Source organism: Cupriavidus sp. 22TCCZM01-5 (genome assembly GCF_057798915.1).
Window position 1 is genome coordinate 1 of the sequence record NZ_JBYOJR010000007.1, and the last position, 14,722, is coordinate 14,722.

The window sequence follows — 14,722 nt, forward strand, 5'->3', positions numbered from 1 at the left end:
GCCTGGGTGCTCAGACTAGGGCTCTGCGCGTAGCGCAGCCGAAGGCGATTACACGATGTCGGTAGCAGGAGGGACCACGGACAGTTTCGGGGCTCGTTCAATCATTGCTTGAAAGCCTACCGGCGGACGCGCACCACGCGGCAGGCAGCCAGGCACACTCTGAAGTTCATACCCGTACAACACCCGCAGCACACTACGATCAATATTCGCCCGCTAGGGCAAGTAAACGCGCTTTTTGGTTACTTTTTGTCGCTCGGACAAAAAGTGACTCGCCGGCTACGCCGGCGAAACAGCAGCGCCCGCCAACCACGACAACCTCAAAAAAACAAAAATCCCAATCCCCAGTGGAATAAACCCACCCCCTCCCACGTCTACCACACATTGGTCCAACTCCCGGACCGCCTGAACGACGAGGAACCATGGCACTCCCGCCCCGCCCACCGCGCTCCCCCGCCTCTGCCTGGGCTGTCCTGGCATTGACGGCCGCCTTCCTGCTCCCGGCTGCCGCCAAGGCCCAGGGCACCACAGACCAGCAGAAATTCGCGTCCGAGAACGAGGCCGCCATGACGCGGATGATGGACGGCATGGCCGTACAGCCCAGCGGCGATATCGACCAGGACTTCGCCGCCATGATGATCCCGCATCACCAGGGCGCCATCGACATGGCCATGGCCGAGTTGCGCTACGGGCGCAATGAACAGCTGCGGCGCATTGCGCAGGAAATCATCGTCGGACAGCTGCAGGAGATTGCCGCGATGCGGCTCGCGCTCGGCCAGCCGCTGCCGCCCTCCGCCCCCGCACCGACCCAGCCGGCCAGAAGCGACCAGGCCCCGCCGCAAGCGGCCGGGCACAGCCATGCCACGCACGTACACTGACAACAAGACCAAGCCATGAACCGCGCCCCCGCCAAAACCACCAAGACCGCCCTGATCCTCGCGCTGCTGCTCGGCCTGTCCGGCACCGCACTGGCCGGCCAAGCGCCCGGCCCACTGAGCGCACCCAACGTGCCCGTCAGCCACCGCGACCGCATCTACGCGGCCGAGCAGTTCTCGAACACTGTGTCGGTGACCGATCCGGCCGACAACAAGCTGCTGGGCGTGATCCGGCTGGGCGATCCGACACCGGGCAACCTCAGCCCGCTCTACCGCGGCCAGTTGCTCGTGCATGGCCTGGGCTTCTCGCCCGACCGGCGCACGCTGGCGGTGGTGTCGATCGGCTCCAACTCGGTGTCCTTCATCGACACGGCGACCAATGCCGTCAAGCACGTGACTTACGTGGGACGCTCGCCGCATGAAGCGTTTTACACGCCTGACGGCAAGGAAGTCTGGGTAACGGTGCGCGGCGAGAACTACATTTCGGTCATCGACGCCAGGACGTTCACAGAGAAGACTCGCATCACCGTCGCCGCCGGCCCGGGCATGCAGATCTTTTCGCCGGACGGCAAATACGGCTACATCTGCTCGTCCTTCAACCCTGAAGTCGCGGTCGTCACCGTAGTCGACCACAAGGTCGTCGCGCGCGTGAAGCAGGAAAGCCCGTTCTGCCCGAACATTGCCGCCACGCCAGACGGCAAGCAGGTGTGGTTCACGCTCAAGGATATCGGCAAGACCCAGGTGTTCGACGCCCGCCCGCCGTTCAGCCTGCTCAAGACCCTTGAGACCGGCGCGATCACCAACCACGTGAACTTTGCGCACACCGCGGCCGGCACGTTCGCCTACGTGACCATCGGCGGGCTGAACCAGGTGAAGGTCTTCCGCACGGACGACTTCTCCCAGGTGGCAACGATTCCCGTGGGCGCCCTGCCGCATGGCCTCTGGCCGTCCGGCGACGGTACCCGCATCTACGTGGGCCTGGAGAACGCGGACAGCCTTGCGGCCATCGACACCGCCACCAACCAGGTCGTCGCCAATGTGCCAGTAGGCCAGGCGCCGCAGGCCATCGTCTATGTACCGAATGCCGTGCCTGAAGGACCGGGGACGCAAGGACTGCAGCCGATCGGCAACGCCGCGCAAACCACGCAACTGACGCTGGTGCCCGTGACCGGGGGCAAACCCGCTGGCGGCGGCGCCGCGCCGACAAGCGTGACGCTCTTCGACCAGGGGCTGCTGCAGGTCCTGCAGGCGTCTGTCACCGGGCTGCAGCCCAAGCAGCCTTACGTCCTCGCGCTGGCAAGCCGACCAGACGGCACCGGTCCGCTGGAGCCGCTGGCCAACTTCAACACCAACCCGGCGGGAGCGGCCATCGTCAACGCGATCGGGCCGATCCGGCAAGTCGTGCAAGGCATTGCCGGGACCGAAGCGCGGCGCTATCTTGTGATCGCGCCAGCCGTCGACGGCAAGCCCGCCACGCCGGTCCAGGTACAGGCCATGTAGGCGGTCGCACAGATTTTTATGCGTACCGGAGAGGACTGGCTGTGAAGGACCTGCTGCTGCACGTCGAGCCGATGATCCCCGCGTTGCGGCGCTACGCGCGTGCGCTGCTGCGCGAGCAGGACAGCGCCGACGACCTCGTGCAGGACTGCCTGGAAAAGGTCATCACATACTGGGACAGCCGCCGCGGCCACGGCGACACCCGCAGCTGGGTGTTCGCCATCCTGCATAACCTGGCCATGACGGCGCTGCGCCGGGCGGGCTCGCGCAGCCATATCGCCATCGAGGACGTGGCCGAATCGCTGAGCGCGCGCGCCACGCAGGAAGATGGCCTGCACTACCGCGACCTCATGAGCGCGCTCGATACCTTGCCAGCGGAGCAGCGCAGCGTGCTGCTGCTGGTGTCGGTCGAAGACATGTCTTACGCGGACGCCGCCCGCGTGCTCGACATTCCCATCGGTACCGTAATGTCGCGCCTGTCGCGCGCGCGGGAGCGGTTGCTGAAGATCATGGAAGGCGGCGCCGCCGCCACGGCGTCGGGATCGGGATCGGGATCGGGATCGGGATCGGGATCGGCACAGGGATCGCCACAGAAGGCGGCATTGCGGAGGGTCAAATGAACGAAAACCGGCCCGTGCAGGAAGAGGACCTGCAGGCCTACGTGGATAACGCGCTGGACGAGGCGCGCCGGCACGAGATCGAAGGCTACCTGCGCGATCACCCGGAAGTCGCGCGCCGCGTCGAGGGCTACGCTGCGCAGCGGCAGCAATTGCGCGATGCCCTTGCCCCGGTGGCGAGCGAGCCGATCCCGCCGGAACTGAACCTGCGGCACATGGTTGCGGCGCGTCGCACGCGCACTGCCGCCCCATGGCGACTTGCCGCTTCAGTGTTTGTCGCGCTGTGCGTGGGTGGCCTGGCGGGCTGGATGGGACGCGGCGCCACCGAGCCGGCAACCGGCGGCATCGCCGCCCTGGCCCGCGAGGCCACGGCAAGCTACCAGGTCTTTGCATCCGACCCGAACCGGCCCGTGGAGATCGGCGCGAACGACAGCGCCGACCTCGTCAGGTGGGTATCGGCGCGGCTGCAGCGCCCCGTGGCCGTGCCGGACCTTACCCGTTCCGGCTACCGCTACATGGGCGGGCGGCTGGTGGCGACCGAGCACGGCCCCGCCGGCCTCTTCCTGTATGACGACGGGCACGGCACGCGCGTGGCCATGCTGGTGCGGCCGATGAAAGTGGAACAGGACACGCCGATGAAAGCGCATCGCCAGGCCGGCGTGGCGGGTTATTCGTGGGCGGACCGGGGTCTCGGCTACAGCCTGGTCGCCGCCGATTCGACCGATGGCCTGCATCCGCTTGCTGACGAGATGCGGCGCCAGATCGACCAGCGCGCCCGAAAGCCTACGCCGGCATAGCGGGCGGGCCGGCGGCCCGGCGGGCTCAGCGCCCGCCCTTGCCGAACAGGCTCTTCAGCCGATCCCAGAGCACGCCGAAGAACAGCGCCACCGGGTTGAGCTGCACCGTCTTCATGCGCTCCGATTCACTCAGCGTCGGGTCAGGATCGCGTACTGCCAACCGCCGCACCACGTCCGCCGTGGTAGTGCGATCCCCCCATCTCCTGCCCCAGCGAAGCACCGCCCCGAGCGCAGGCACCGCCGTTCGACGGCTGCATCGCGCTTCGTTCTTGGCGGCGTTGCCCAGACATCTTCCGATTCTGGTCGGCTCTTCGAGGGAAGCCGCACGCAACCGGTAGCCGGCCGGGCCGACGTTCGCCACGCCAAAGCCCCATCCTTGATGCTTAACAAGCACTTTTTATTGGTGCTGTCTCGTTTTTCAACTCAAAACATTCCAAAAAATAAAACTTTCTATTGACCACGCGCCGTCTTCCGCCTACATTTCCCCCAACAACAATTTTCCGGAACGAATCGTTCCACTTTATTACGTCACACAGGAGACACCCATGCGCGACCTCGACACGACCTCGCACCCCGCCGTTTCCGGTGGCTCGGCTACCGAGACCCAGGTGCCGGCCGGCCCCCAGACCATGACGCCGTCCGAAGCGTTCGTGGAAACCATGGTCGCCAATGGCGTCACCGACATGTTCGGCATCATGGGCTCCGCCTTCATGGATGCCATGGACATCTTCGCTCCGGCCGGCATCCGCCTGATCCCGGTGGTGCATGAACAGGGCGCGGGCCACATGGCCGACGGCTACGCCCGCGTGTCGGGCCGCCATGGCGTGGTGATCGGCCAGAACGGGCCGGGCATCTCGAACTGCGTGACCTCCATCGCCGCTGCGTACTGGGCCCACAGCCCGGTCGTGATCGTCACCCCCGAGGCCGGCACCACCGGCATCGGCCTGGGCGGCTTCCAGGAAGCCAGGCAGCTGCCGATGTTCCAGGAGTTCACCAAGTACCAGGGCCATGTGACCCACCCGCAGCGCATGGCCGAATTCACCGGCCGCTGCTTCGACCGCGCGCTGGCCGAGATGGGCCCGACCCAGCTCAACATCCCGCGTGACTACTTCTACGGCAAGATCACCGCCGAGATTCCGAAGCCGCAGCGCCTGGACCGCGGCCCCGGCGGCGACCAAAGCCTGAACGAAGCCGCCGAACTGCTGGCCCAGGCCAAGTTCCCGGTGATCATCTCGGGGGGCGGCGTGGTGATGGCCGACGCGATCGAGGAATGCAAGGCACTGGCCGAGCGCCTGGGCGCACCGGTGGTCAACAGCTACCTGCACAACGACTCCTTCCCCGCCAGCCACCCGCTGTGGTGCGGCCCGCTGGGCTACCAGGGCTCGAAGGCTGCCATGAAGCTGATCTCGCGCGCCGACGTGGTGATCGCGCTGGGCTCGCGCCTGGGGCCGTTCGGCACGCTGCCGCAGCACGGCATGGACTACTGGCCGAAGAACGCCAAGATCATCCAGATCGACGCCGACCACAAGATGCTGGGCCTGGTGAAGAAGATCTCGGTGGGCATCTGCGGCGACGCCAAGGCCGCCGCCATCGCCCTCACGCAGCGACTGGCCGGCCGCACGCTCGCCTGCGACAGCAGCCGCGACGCCCGCGCCACGGAAATCGCCAGCGAGAAGACCGCATGGGAAAAGGAACTGGACGAGTGGACGCACGAGCGCGACCCGTACAGCCTGGACATGATCGAAGAGCAGAAGCACGAGCGCACCTTCAACGGCGGCACCTACCTGCACCCGCGCCAGGTCCTTCGCGAGCTGGAGAAGGCCATGCCGGCCGACGTGATGGTCTCCACCGACATCGGCAACATCAACTCGGTCGCCAACAGCTACCTGCGCTTCGAGAAGCCGCGCAGCTTCTTCGCGGCGATGAGCTGGGGCAACTGCGGCTACGCGTTCCCGACCATCATCGGCGCCAAGGTGGCAGCACCGCACCGCCCGGCCGTCTCGTACGCCGGTGACGGCGCCTGGGGCATGAGCCTGATGGAAACCATGACCTGCGTGCGCCACAACATCCCGGTGACGGCCGTGGTCTTCCACAACCGCCAGTGGGGTGCCGAGAAGAAGAACCAGGTGGACTTCTACAACCGCCGCTTCGTCGCGGGCGAACTCGACAACCAGAGCTTCGCCGAGATCGCCAAGGCAATGGGCGCGGAAGGCATCGTGGTCGACCGCCTCGAGGACGTTGGCCCCGCACTCAAGCGCGCCATCGACCTGCAGATGAACCACGGCAAGACCACGATCATCGAGGTCCTGTGCACGCGTGAACTCGGCGATCCGTTCCGCCGCGACGCGCTGTCAAAGCCGGTGCGCTACCTGGACAAGTACAAGGACTACGTCTGATCGAAGCTGCACCGCACCCTTTCATTCGCGATGGGGTGCTCCCTCTCCCGCTTGCGGGAGAGGGGAGAACACCAAGGGCATAGCGCGAGCCGCTGGCCCTTTTTCAGTCCTACCGAGCCAAGCCCGCCATGAAGCCCATCCTCCGCATCATCGACCGCGCGCGCGCCGCGCCCTGTCGCATCGTCCTGTGCGAGGCAGAAGACTCGCGCATCCTGCAGGCGGCCGCGCGGGCGACGCGCGAGGGCATCGCGCAGGTGATCCTGGTAGGCAACCCCGAGCGGATCACCGCCGCGGCGCACGCGCTGGGAATCGGGCTGGACGGGATGAGCATCGTCGACCCGGCCACGTCAGCGCTGGCGCCCTCTTTCGCGCAGGCGCTCTACGCCATGCGCCAGAAGAAGGGCATGACGCTGGACCAGGCCCGGCAGGCCGTGCTCGACCCGCTGTGCTTTGCCAACCTGATGGTGAGGCAGGGCCATGCGGATGGTTCAGTGGCCGGCGCGGTCCACACCACGGCCGACGTGGTGCGCCAGGCCATCCAGCTGATCGGGCTGGCGCCCGGCTTCCGGCTGGTGTCGAGCTTCTTCCTGATGATGCTGTGCGAGCCGTTCCACGCGCTCAAGGGCGGACTGATCTTCTCCGACTGCGGGCTGGTGGTGAATCCCGATGCCGAGGAGCTGTCGGAAATCGCCATGGCTGCGGCTGACAGCGCACGTTCGCTGCTGAACGAGGAGCCGCGCGTGGCCATGCTGTCGTTCTCGACCTGCGGCAGCGCGAAACACGCGGCCGTCGACAAGGTGGTCGCGGCCACGGAGCGCGTGCGTGCGCAACGGCCCGGCCTGGCCATCGACGGCGACGTGCAGCTTGACGCCGCCATCGTCGCGGAAATTGCCGAGCGCAAGATCCCGCACTCACGGGTGGGCGGCCACGCCAATGTGCTGGTCTTCCCCAACCTGGAAGCCGGCAACATCGGCTACAAGCTCGCCGAGCGGCTCGGCGGCGCCAAGGCCATCGGCCCGATGCTGCAAGGGCTCAAGAAGCCCGCCAACGACCTGTCGCGCGGTTGCAGCGAGGAAGACGTGTTCCATGTCATCGCCGTCACCGTGGTGCAGGCGCAAGCCGCTTCGGCCCAGCAAGCACCCACCGGAGAACAGGCGGTAGCATGAAGCCCGAATTGTTGATGCCCGTGCTGGGCCTGCAGGCCCTGCTTGGCGCGGGAACGTATTTTCAGACGGTGACAGGTTTTGGCCTGGGCATGATCGTGATGGGCGCCACGAGCGGACTGGGCCTGGCCCCGGTCGCCACGGTCGCGGCCGTGGTGAGCCTGGTGACGCTCGCCAACAGCGCCTGCGCCCTGCCCGGCAAGATGCAGCATATCGACTGGCGCGCGGTGCTTGCCGCGGCCATCGGCATTCTTCCCTCGGTGGTCGCCGGCGTGATTTTGCTCGACTACCTCAGCAGCACCGCGGCCACGCTGCTGCAGATCCTGCTGGGCGCGGTGATCCTGTATGGCGGCCTGAGCGCGGCGCTGCGGCCCGAGCCGCTGCCACGGCGCTCGGGCGACGGCAGCTTTCTCGTCAGCGGCATCTTTGGCGGCCTGCTGAGCGGCATGTTCGGCGTGTCCGGCCCGCCGCTGATTTTCCAGTTCTACCGCCAGCCCATGAAGCCGGTGGAGATCCGCTGCGCGCTCATCCTGGTCTTTACCGTGACCTCCGGCGTGCGCACCCTGTTCTCGGCCTGGCAGGGCCAGCTCGACGGGCAGATCTGGCTGCAGGCGGCCATCGGCGTGCCGGTGGTAGTGCTGGCCACGCTGCTGGGACGCCGCTTTCCGCCACCGTTCTCCGCGACGACCACGCGGCGCATCGCCTTCGGCGTGCTGATGGGGATCGGCGCGAGCCTGATGGTGCCGGCGCTCGTCAGCCAGATCGGCTAGCACCGCACCGGCACTGGCTGACGGCCCAAACCGGACGAGCCCCTCAACCGCAGCAGCGGAATCCGACGAAGACGTCCCCGCGGTGCGGCAGGTAGAAGTTCCGGTAGCGAGCGTGCCGCATGCGGGCATGGCTCGCGAACGATCCGCCGCGAACCGAGCGATGCGTGTGAAACCAGGGGGCGGAATATTCCTGGTAGGGGTCGGGCGAGAACCCTGCATAGGGCACGAAAGGATCAGCCGTCCATTCCCACACGGCGCCACCCCAGTGGATCAGGTCATGCGTTGCTGCATACTCCCACTCGGCTTCCGTGGGCAAGCGCCTGCCGGCCCAGCGGCAATAGGCTTCCGCCTCGTAGGCATTGACATGGCACACCGGCTGATCGGGCGGCAGCGGCAGCCACTGCCCGAACCATCGCAACGCCCATTGCCCCGGAATGCCGCCAGTTGCCTGGCGCCAGCGCGCGGGATGCGCCAGCCCGCTGCGTTGCAGCCATGCGCGTCCGTCGTCGGACCACCACTGATGGTCGCGGTAGCCGCCGGCCGCCACGAATTCCGCAAATGCCGCATTGCTGACGCAAGTGCGATCGATGTGGAAGGGGGCGACGTGGACCGGGTGGGTCCACTTCTCGTTGTCGAAGACGAACCCGGCGCCGCTGGCGGGCGACCCCATCGGGAACGTGTCGCCGCCCGCGGCTGCCGACCCGGCGCCTGGCGCGATGGCAGGCATGTCAAGCGGAGCATGCAGCGGATAATCGAGTGTCTGCCGCATATAGGTCAGCGCCTCCGCGTGCATGTCTTCGTGGAATAAGGCGAGCCGGAAAAAATAGAGCGCCGCGTCGTTATCGTCCGATGTGGCGAGCCTTGCGCGAACTCGCTCCAGTACGGCGGCTGCGTAGCCGCGAATCTCGGAAAGCCCGGGCAGCGCAAGATGCCACCGGTCCTGGTGGGCGACGCGCATGGAATCGAACAGCCGGTCGGCGTCCGGCAGCATGGACGGGAGGCTGGCCACCCAGCGGCCATCCTGGCCGGCGCGCGGCTCCCGCAGCACCCATTGCTCCGTAAACCACGCGATATGGGCATACTCCCACAAGGGCGGATTGATTCCCGCATCATAGGGAACCTGCCATTGGGACGGCGACAGATCCTGAAGCACGGCCCAGGTGCGCCGGTGCGCATCGGCAAACGCCGCATCCAGCCCGAGCTTGTCTATCCTTCTTGCTGCTGCCCCCACGGAACCTGTCGTCATGCGTCCTCCCAAGGCCACCGTCGCGATTATCAGTCCAGCGCTGCGCAAAGCCAACAATGGCAACTGGCAAACCGCCCATCGCTGGTCCCGGTTCCTGCAGGGGGACTACGATGTCTCACTGGCCGCCGAATGGCCGGCGGCCGGCCCGGACGACGCCCTGCCCGACTGCCTGATCGCCCTGCACGCCCGACGCTCGGCCGAGTCCATCGCCAGGTACGCCGAGGCTTGTCCGGATCGTCCGCTGATCGTGGTGCTGACCGGCACCGATCTGTACCGCGACATCCGCACCGATGCAGCGGCCCGGCGCTCGCTCGAACTGGCCACCCACCTGGTTGTGCTGCAGGACGAAGGGCTCGCCGAACTGGCGGCCGCGCATCGCGCCAAGTGCCGTGTGATCTACCAGTCTGCCCCGGCATGCGCCCCCGCCGCGCCCAGCCACGATCATTTCGACGTTGTGCTGGTCGGCCACATGCGGGCGGAAAAAGACCCGCTCACGCCCATGCGCGCCCTCTCGCTGCTTCCCGAGGATTCGCGCGTGCGCCTGATTCACATTGGTGGCGCGCTCGATGACGCCTATCAGCAGGCGGCCCTGGCGCTGGAAGCACAAGCCTGGCCCAGCGTGCGGCGCTATGTCTGGCTCAGGAACCTGCCCCATGATGAAACCCGGCAGCATATCCGACAGGCACAGGCCATGGTGATCTCCAGCGTTATGGAAGGCGGCGCCAACGTGATCATCGAGGCCGTCGCCAGCGGCGTGCCGGTGCTGGCCAGTCGCATCCCGGGTAACGTCGGCATGCTGGGCCGTGACTACGACGGCTATTTTCCACTGGGCGACGCCGCGCAACTGGCGCTCTTGCTGGAACGGACCAGCAGGGACGCCGGGTTCCTGAACCGCCTGCGGCAGCAATGCGCACTGCGGGCTCCGCTGTTTGCGCCGGCGCGGGAACGGGCGGAAGTAGGTAAACTTGTCGCCGACGCCTTGAAACCTGAATAACCCGGAGCCAGCAATGGACCAGCCAGACAACGCAAAGATCAAGCTCACCGCCTTTTCCCACGGCGGCGGGTGCGGGTGCAAGATTGCCCCCGGTGTGCTTTCCGAAATCCTCAGGAATTCGGCCGGCTTCCCTGCTCCGGCAGCGCTGCTGGTCGGCAAGGAAACCAGCGACGACGCGGCGGTCTACAAGCTCAATGACAGCCAGGCCCTGATCGCCACCACGGACTTCTTCATGCCGGTGGTGGACGATCCGTACGATTTCGGGCGTATCGCCGCCACCAACGCGATCTCCGACGTCTACGCCATGGGCGGAACCCCGATCATGGCGCTGGCCCTGGTCGGCATGCCGATCGAAAAGCTGCCGCCCGCGGTCATCGGCAAGATCCTCGAAGGCGGGGAATCGGTCTGCGCCCAGGCTGGCATCCCGGTTGCCGGCGGCCACACCATCGATTCCCTGGAGCCGATCTACGGGCTGGTGGTCCTTGGCCTGGTGCACCCGGACCGGGTCAAGAAGAACAGCGGCGCCCAGGCGGGCGACAAGCTGATCCTCGGCAAGCCGCTGGGCGTTGGCGTGTTGTCCGCCGCGGTGAAGAAGGACAGGCTCGACGCGGCCGGCTATCAGGAACTGATTGCCTGCACCACCAAGCTCAATACGCCGGGCCGGCTGCTGGCCGAAGTGCCGGGTGTCCACGCGCTGACCGACGTGACCGGCTTCGGCCTGCTCGGCCACCTGCTGGAGCTTTGCCGCGGCGCGGGTGTCGGCGCGCGGCTGGACATGGGGCGGATTCCGCTGCTGCCGCATGTCGAGCGCATGGCCGGCGAAGGGCTGGTGACCGGCGCATCGGGGCGCAACTGGGCCAGCTACGGCGGCGAGGTGGACCTGTCCGCGTCGGTCACGCCAAGCCAGAAGGCGCTGCTGACCGATCCGCAGACCAGCGGTGGCTTGCTGGTGTCGTGCGCGCCGGAAGCCGTGGACGAGGTCCTGGACATCTTTCGGCGGGAAGGCTTTGCAGACGCTGCAGTGATCGGAGAAACCACCAAGGGAGCCGCCCGTGTTGCCGTTGCTTAAGCGCCTTGCCGCGCTGACCCTGCTGGGCTTTGCCGGCCTCGCCAGTGCCCAGGCTGTGCTGAAGGTCTCGGCCATTCCGGACGAGGCCCCCACCGAACTGCAGCGCAAGTTCGCGCCGCTCGGCAGCTACCTGGAGAAGGAAATCGGCATGAAGGTGCAGTTCGTGCCCGTCACGGACTACGCCGCGGTGGTCGAATCGCTGGCCACCGGCAAGATCGACATGGCATGGCTGGGCGGCTTTACCTATGTGCAGAGCAAGATCCGCACGAAGGGAGCCACCATCCCCATCGTCCAGCGCCAGGAAGATGCGGCGTTCACCAGCAAGTTCATCACCGCCAACCCCGCGATCAAGTCGCTGGCCGACCTCAAGGGCCACACCTTCGCCTTCGGCGCGCCGTCCTCGACCTCCGGCCACCTGATGCCGCGGCACTTCCTGCTGCAGGCCGGCATCGATCCGGACAAGGACTTCAAGACCGTCGCCTATTCGGGCGCCCACGATGCCACGGTGGCTTTCGTGCAGGCCGGCAGGGCCGACGCCGGCGTGCTCAATGCCTCGGTCTGGGACAAGCTGGTGGAGCAGCATAAGGTGGACACCGGCAAGGTCAGGGTGTTTGCGGTCACGCCGCCCTACTACGACTACAACTGGACCGTGCGCGGCGGGCTCGATCCGGCCTTGCGCAAGAAGCTGACCGAAGCGTTCCTGCGCCTTGACCCCGCCAATCCCGAGCAGCGGGAGATCATGGCCTTGCAGCGGACCACGAAGTACATTCCCACCCGCCCGGAAAACTACGCCGGCATCGAGGCCGCGGCTCGCGCCGCGGGCCTCATCCAGTGATGCAGGTCCGATGAGCTTTCGCCTGGAGGCCGCCAGCATTACTTACGCTAACGGACAGCGTGCGCTCAGCCAGATCACGCTGGCGGCCGGCCGCGGCGAACCCATCGCCGTCATCGGTCCGTCGGGAGCCGGCAAGACCTCCTTGCTGCGCTTGCTGGCAACATCGCTGCGGCCCGCCGAGGGCCGTGTGGAGGTGCTCGAGCAAAGCCCCTGGGCGCTGTCCGCCGCACGCCTGCGGCAGTTGCGCTGCCGCATCGGCATGATCCACCAGGCGCCGCCGATGCCGCCGCGCCAGCGCGTGATCACCGCCATCCTTGCCGGCCGCCTGGGCATCTGGCCCACCTGGAAATCCTTGCTGTCGCTGGTCTATCCCGCGGACATCGATGGTGCCGCCGAACAGCTCGCCCGCCTTGAACTGGCCGACCGCCTGTTCGACCGGTGCGACCAACTCTCGGGCGGCCAGTTGCAGCGCGTGGGCGTCGCCCGCGTGCTTTACCAGCGCCCGGAACTGATCCTGGCGGACGAACCGGTCTCGGCGATGGACCCGGTACTGGCCAACCTCACCCTGGGCGAGTTGCGCAAGGAAGCGGATACCCGTGCGGTGCCCCTCGTCGCCAGCCTGCACGCCGTGGATCTGGCGCTGCGCTGGTTTCCCCGCATCGTCGGCCTGAAGGCGGGCGAGATCGCGTTCGACCTGCCGGCCGAACGCGTGACCGACGCGCTGCTGCGCGAGCTCTACGCATCCGAAAGCACATCGCCACCGGTGCAAGGCGGCCAGGCCCTGCTGAGCATCGCGGCAGGTGCGGGCGCCGCCGCCGGCGGCGGTACCCCACCCAGGCCAGCGTGCCGATGACCGCCCACCCGCGCGACCCCCAGGCGCTGCGGCGCGCAGGCGGCCTGGTGCTGGCGCTGCTGCTCCTGTGGCCATTGCTGCGGCTGTCCCGGTTCAGCCCTTCCGCCTTGTTTGACACGGGAAATCTCAAGGTGGTGGGCGCCTTCGTGCGCAACTTCCTCCCGCCCGAAGTCTCGGCCGGATTCCTCGGGCTGGTGGTCAAGGCCACGCTGGAAACGCTGGCAATCGCCACGGCGGGCATTGCGCTCGCCTTTGTGGTCGCAGCCCCCCTGGCCGTGGCCATGACGGGCAGCCTGTCGGTGTCGCGCATCGGCCCCGGCCGGGGGCGCAAGCCGCGCACGGCGGTGCGCGCCGGCGTGCGCGCCCTGGTGCTGCTGCTGCGCGGGGTGCCGGAGCTGGTGTGGGCGCTGGTCTTCGTGCGTGCCCTCGGCCTGGGGGCGGCGGCGGGCGTGCTCGCGCTGGCCATCACCTACGGCGGCATGCTGGCAAAGGTCTATGCGGAAATCCTCGAATCGAGCGACACGCGCGCCGTGGATGCCCTGTTCGGCAGCGGAAGCGGGCGCCTGGCGGCACTGAGCTATGGGCTGATTCCCCATGCCGCGCAGGAGCTGGTCTCGTACACCGTCTACCGTTGGGAATGTGCCGTCCGGGCTTCCGTGGTCATGGGTTTCGTTGGCGCCGGCGGGCTTGGGCAGTTGATGGACCAGGCCATGAAAATGCTCAATGGTGGCGAGGCCGCGACCATCCTGCTCGTGTTCCTGCTGCTGGTTCTGCTGGCGGACGCGCTGAGCGCGCGGCTGCGCAAGCTGATCGACTGAATCATGGCGCACAAGACCAGGGCCGCCCAATTCTGCATGCGCTGCCTGCTCACCCTGATCGCGCTGGCCGCGGCGGTGTCGGGCAGCTTCGCGTACCTCTCGCTCGATCTCAGCCAGCTCTTCTCCGCGGACGCCGCAAGCGGAATGGCGCACTTCCTGCTGGCGTTCTTCCCGCCGGAGCTGTCGCCCGCTTTTCTGGCCAGAACCGCTGGCAGCATGCTCGAAACGCTCGCGGTTTCCGCCGTGGGTACGTTGTGCGCGGCGGTGCTGGGTTTTGGCGTGGCACTGCCGGCTTGCGGGCTCTACGGCGATGCCCTGCGGACGTTGTCGCGCTTGCTGCTGAACCTGTTGCGCTCGGTTCCCGAGCTGGTATGGGCTGCCCTGACCGTCCTCGCGGTTGGCCTGGGTCCATTTGCCGGCACCCTCGCCCTGGCGCTCCATACCACGGGCGTGCTCGGCCGCCTGTTCGCCGAGGCGCTGGAGAATGCGCCGCGCGCACCGGCCCGCGCGCTGACGGAAAAGGGCGCCCCCGCCGCGCTGGTCTTTGTGTATGGGACGCTGCCCTGCGTCTGGCCCCAGTTCCTCGCCTACATCCTGTACCGCTGGGAAATGAACATCCGCGCGGCGGCGATACTTGGCTTTGTCGGCGCCGGCGGGCTTGGGCAGATGCTGTATTTCGAGCTTTCCCTGTTCCATCTGCCCCAGGCGTGCACGGTGATTGTCGCCATGCTTGCGCTAGCGGCAGTGGTCGACACGGCCAGCGCGATCTTGAGGGCGGACCGGCATTCGTGACGA

15 protein-coding genes are annotated in these 14,722 nt (G+C 67.2%); 13 read left to right on the forward strand and 2 right to left on the reverse strand.

Annotation, left to right across the window (positions count from 1 at the left end):
* Positions 1-419 precede the first annotated feature (419 nt).
* The 4 genes from AC3FNH_RS08815 (at position 420) to AC3FNH_RS08830 (ending at position 3,783) form a co-directional block, all read left to right on the forward strand.
* Positions 420-875, forward strand: a complete 456-nt coding sequence (locus AC3FNH_RS08815) for a DUF305 domain-containing protein (RefSeq protein WP_276101141.1) — start codon at positions 420-422, stop codon at positions 873-875.
* Between the two features lie 15 nt (positions 876-890).
* The gene (locus AC3FNH_RS08820) at positions 891-2,372 is read left to right on the forward strand and encodes a YncE family protein (RefSeq protein WP_488719783.1); all 1,482 of its coding nucleotides are present in this window, start codon (positions 891-893) and stop codon (positions 2,370-2,372) included.
* 71 nt (positions 2,373-2,443) lie between these two features.
* Positions 2,444-2,989 carry an RNA polymerase sigma factor gene (locus AC3FNH_RS08825; protein WP_488719899.1) on the forward strand — a complete coding sequence of 182 codons (546 nt, stop codon included), beginning with the start codon at positions 2,444-2,446 and terminating at the stop codon, positions 2,987-2,989.
* On the forward strand, positions 2,986-3,783 hold the full coding sequence (locus AC3FNH_RS08830; protein WP_488719784.1) for an anti-sigma factor family protein: 798 nt from the start codon (positions 2,986-2,988) through the stop codon (positions 3,781-3,783). The genes AC3FNH_RS08825 and AC3FNH_RS08830 overlap by 4 nt, the downstream gene beginning before the upstream one ends.
* 25 nt (positions 3,784-3,808) lie before the next feature.
* Here AC3FNH_RS08830 and AC3FNH_RS08835 read toward each other — a convergent pair whose 3' ends face one another.
* Positions 3,809-4,144, reverse strand: coding sequence for a hypothetical protein (locus tag AC3FNH_RS08835; RefSeq protein WP_488719785.1), 336 nt, complete (start codon positions 4,142-4,144; stop codon positions 3,809-3,811).
* A gap of 268 nt (positions 4,145-4,412) precedes the next feature.
* Between AC3FNH_RS08835 and xsc the strand changes: the two genes are divergently transcribed.
* From xsc to AC3FNH_RS08850, 3 genes are all read left to right on the forward strand, one after another.
* A complete protein-coding gene (gene xsc, locus AC3FNH_RS08840) occupies positions 4,413-6,179 on the forward strand; it encodes a sulfoacetaldehyde acetyltransferase (RefSeq protein ID WP_488719900.1) in 1,767 nt (588 codons plus the stop codon).
* A 128-nt stretch (positions 6,180-6,307) separates the two neighbouring features.
* The gene (gene pta, locus AC3FNH_RS08845; RefSeq protein WP_488719786.1) at positions 6,308-7,345 is read left to right on the forward strand and encodes a phosphate acetyltransferase; all 1,038 of its coding nucleotides are present in this window, start codon (positions 6,308-6,310) and stop codon (positions 7,343-7,345) included.
* Entirely contained in the window at positions 7,342-8,112 is a 771-nt protein-coding gene (locus tag AC3FNH_RS08850) for a sulfite exporter TauE/SafE family protein (RefSeq protein WP_488719787.1), read from the forward strand. Before pta ends, AC3FNH_RS08850 begins: the two co-directional genes overlap by 4 nt.
* Positions 8,113-8,155: 43 nt before the next feature.
* On the opposite strand, the gene senA is transcribed toward AC3FNH_RS08850, so the two are convergent.
* A complete protein-coding gene (gene senA / locus AC3FNH_RS08855) occupies positions 8,156-9,412 on the reverse strand; it encodes a selenoneine synthase SenA (protein ID WP_488719788.1) in 1,257 nt (418 codons plus the stop codon).
* Between senA and senB the strand changes: the two genes are divergently transcribed.
* Genes senB through phnE form a run of 6 tightly spaced genes read left to right on the forward strand, consistent with a single transcriptional unit; the run spans position 9,357 to position 14,719 of the window.
* Positions 9,357-10,352 (forward strand): selenoneine biosynthesis selenosugar synthase SenB, encoded by a 996-nt coding sequence (gene senB / locus AC3FNH_RS08860; RefSeq protein WP_488719789.1) that lies wholly within the window; start codon positions 9,357-9,359, stop codon positions 10,350-10,352. The genes senA and senB overlap by 56 nt on opposite strands.
* A 13-nt stretch (positions 10,353-10,365) precedes the next feature.
* Positions 10,366-11,421: a selenide, water dikinase SelD gene (selD, locus tag AC3FNH_RS08865; protein WP_488719790.1), complete on the forward strand. Its 1,056-nt coding sequence runs from the start codon at positions 10,366-10,368 to the stop codon at positions 11,419-11,421.
* Positions 11,405-12,256 (forward strand): putative selenate ABC transporter substrate-binding protein, encoded by an 852-nt coding sequence (locus AC3FNH_RS08870; RefSeq protein ID WP_488719791.1) that lies wholly within the window; start codon positions 11,405-11,407, stop codon positions 12,254-12,256. Before selD ends, AC3FNH_RS08870 begins: the two co-directional genes overlap by 17 nt.
* 10 nt (positions 12,257-12,266) lie before the next feature.
* The gene (locus AC3FNH_RS08875) at positions 12,267-13,109 is read left to right on the forward strand and encodes a phosphonate ABC transporter ATP-binding protein (protein WP_276101132.1); all 843 of its coding nucleotides are present in this window, start codon (positions 12,267-12,269) and stop codon (positions 13,107-13,109) included.
* Complete coding sequence (locus tag AC3FNH_RS08880) at positions 13,106-13,927, forward strand: PhnE/PtxC family ABC transporter permease (RefSeq protein ID WP_488719792.1); 822 nt, start codon at positions 13,106-13,108, stop codon at positions 13,925-13,927. Before AC3FNH_RS08875 ends, AC3FNH_RS08880 begins: the two co-directional genes overlap by 4 nt.
* Positions 13,928-13,930: 3 nt before the next feature.
* Positions 13,931-14,719 carry a phosphonate ABC transporter, permease protein PhnE gene (gene phnE, locus AC3FNH_RS08885; protein WP_488719793.1) on the forward strand — a complete coding sequence of 263 codons (789 nt, stop codon included), beginning with the start codon at positions 13,931-13,933 and terminating at the stop codon, positions 14,717-14,719.
* Positions 14,720-14,722: the final 3 nt, after the last annotated feature.